Origin of the sequence: Mesorhizobium sp. M1E.F.Ca.ET.041.01.1.1 (assembly GCF_003997355.1) — a bacterium.
Classification (GTDB): domain Bacteria; phylum Pseudomonadota; class Alphaproteobacteria; order Rhizobiales; family Rhizobiaceae; genus Mesorhizobium.
Genome location: NZ_RZSL01000766.1, coordinates 1 through 2391 on the forward strand (window position 1 = coordinate 1; position 2391 = coordinate 2391).

Here is a 2391-nt window from a genome sequence, read left to right on the forward strand (position 1 = left end):
GTCGGGCTCGATGTCGACGGCAACCTTGGTGAGAAGCAGCGGGTGGCAGAGCGGAACGAGCTCATGCGTGCGCTTTGCCGCCATGATGCCGGCGATGCGCGCGGTTCCCAGCACGTCGCCCTTCTTGGCGTCGCCGGTCAGGATCATTTCCAGCGTCTCCGGCCGCATCGAGACAAAACCCTCGGCGATCGCCGTGCGCGTCGTCTCGGCTTTGTCGCCGACATCGACCATGTTGGCCTCGCCGCCGGCGCTGATATGGGTGAGGGCGGGCATCGTCAGACGGCCTCGGCCGGCGCCTTGCCCGTCAGTAGCAGTGCGGTCGCGGCGGCCACATCGGCCTGCCGCATCAGGCTTTCGCCGACGAGGAAGGTGCCGATCCTGCTCTTCTCCAGCCGGCGGCAGTCCTGATGGGTGAAGATGCCGCTTTCGCTGACCAGCAGCCGGTCGGCCGGCACCATCGCCGCCAGTCGCTCGGAAACGTCGAGGCTGGTCTCGAAGGTCCTCAAATCGCGGTTGTTGATGCCGATCAGCCGCGACGAGAGGCGAAGCGCGCGCTCCATCTCCTTCTCGTCATGCACCTCGACCAGCGCGTCCATGCCGAGCTCGAACGCCGTGGCTTCGAGCTCACGAGCCAAAGCGTCGTCGACGCTTGCCATGATGATCAGGATCGCGTCGGCGCCCCAGGCCCGCGCCTCATGCACCTGGTATGGATCGAAGAGGAAATCCTTGCGCAGGGCAGGCAGGCTGACGGCGGCGCGCGCGGCGGTCAGGAAAGCGGGCGCGCCCTGGAACGACGGGGCGTCGGTCAGCACCGAAAGACAGGCGGCGCCCCCTTGCTGATAAGCCTTGGCGAGCGCCGGCGGGTCGAAGTCGGCGCGAATCAAGCCCTTGGAAGGGCTCGCCTTCTTGATCTCGGCGATCAGCGCGAAGCCGCCGGCCTTCCGCTTGGCCTCGAGCGCTGCAACGAAGCCGCGCGGCGGTTCTGCATCCTTCGCCTTCGCCTTGATATCGGCAAGCGGCGCGCTGAGCTTCGCCGCGGCGATCTCTTCGCGCTTATAGGCTTCGATCTTGCGCAGGATATCGGACAAGGTTCTAACCGTTCGAAATCTCGATGAGCTTGTCGAGCACCGCAAGCGCCCGGCCGCTGTCGATTGCCTGCGCAGCGGCCGCGATGCCATCGGCGAGCGTCGTCGCCTTGCCGGCCACCACCAGCCCCGCGCCGGCATTCATCAGTACGGTGTCGCGATAGGCGCCGGCAGCGCCGCCCAGCATATCGCGCAGCGCCTTGGCATTATAGGCCGCGTCGCCGCCGCGCAACTCTTCCTTGGTGTGCCGCTTCAGCCCCACTGCCTCGGGGGTGAGGGTGAAGGTGCGGATTTCGCCGCCGGCAAGCTCGGCCACCTGCGTTTCGCCGGTGGTGGTGATCTCGTCGTAACCGTCACCGTGCACGACCCAGGCGTGATCGGCGCCAAGCGCCTTCAGCGTCTCGGCGACGGGCAAGATCCACTCCGGCAGGAAAACGCCGACCATCTGACGGCTGACACCGGCCGGGTTGGACAGCGGTCCCAGCAGGTTGAAGATGGTGCGCGTGCCGAGTTCGACCCTGGTCGGGCCGACATGCTTCATCGCCGGATGATGCGCCGGAGCGAACATGAAGCCGACGCCGGCCTCATGGATGCAACGGCCGATCGTCTCCGGCGAGATGTCGATCTTGACGCCGAGCGCCGTGAGCACATCGGCGGAACCGGTCAGCGAGGACAGGCCGCGATTGCCATGCTTGGCGACCGGAACGCCGGCCGCCGCGATGACGAATGCCGAAGCGGTCGAGATGTTGACGCTGTGCGAATTGTCGCCGCCTGTGCCGACGATGTCGATCGCGCCATCCGGCGCTTCGACGCGCAGCATCTTGGCACGCATCGTGGCGACCGCGCCGGAGATTTCGCTCACCGTCTCGCCGCGCACGCGCAGCGCCATCAGGAAGCCGCCGATCTGGCCGGGGGTGGCGTCGCCCGACATGATGATGTCGAAAGCCTCGCGCGCTTCCTCGAAGGAGAGCGGGGCGCCGGTGGCGACCTTGGCTATGTGTGTCTTCAAAGCGCTCATCGGGTCTGTGCTTGGGAAACGGCGGCCGGATCGATGCGAACGTCATACTGCGACTGCAGCTGTGCCACCAGCTGGTCGAGCAGGTCGTCGGACATGCCGGCACTGAAGGATTTCTGCGCATCGTCCGGAACCGAGCTGCCATCGGCGCCAGCCGGCTCGAAGACTTCGGCAACCTTGAACAGGATCTGGCCATCGCCGGTAGGCGAGGGGATCAGACCCGTGCCGCCTTCGCCGACGCCGAACATGGCCGCGGCGCCTTCCTTGCCGAAATCGGCGTCGTCGGCCTCT

3 protein-coding genes and 1 pseudogene are annotated in these 2391 nt (G+C 66.7%); all 4 read right to left on the reverse strand.

The genetic code is table 11. The annotated features are described in order from the left end of the window. A partial coding sequence (locus EOA38_RS33805) for a cyclic pyranopterin monophosphate synthase MoaC (RefSeq protein WP_281060149.1) occupies positions 1 to 273 on the reverse strand: 273 nt, incomplete at its 3' end. A 2-nt stretch (positions 274 to 275) separates the two neighbouring features. Continuing rightward, positions 276 to 1088 carry an indole-3-glycerol phosphate synthase TrpC gene (trpC, locus tag EOA38_RS33810; RefSeq protein WP_126093901.1) on the reverse strand — a complete coding sequence of 271 codons (813 nt, stop codon included), beginning with the start codon at positions 1086 to 1088 and terminating at the stop codon, positions 276 to 278. A gap of 4 nt (positions 1089 to 1092) precedes the next feature. Then, positions 1093 to 2103, reverse strand: a complete 1011-nt coding sequence (gene trpD / locus EOA38_RS33815; RefSeq protein WP_126093902.1) for an anthranilate phosphoribosyltransferase — start codon at positions 2101 to 2103, stop codon at positions 1093 to 1095. After that, positions 2100 to 2391 (reverse strand): annotated as a pseudogene (locus EOA38_RS33820) (peptidylprolyl isomerase); the annotation flags it as partial. The gene trpD and the pseudogene EOA38_RS33820, both read right to left, overlap by 4 nt.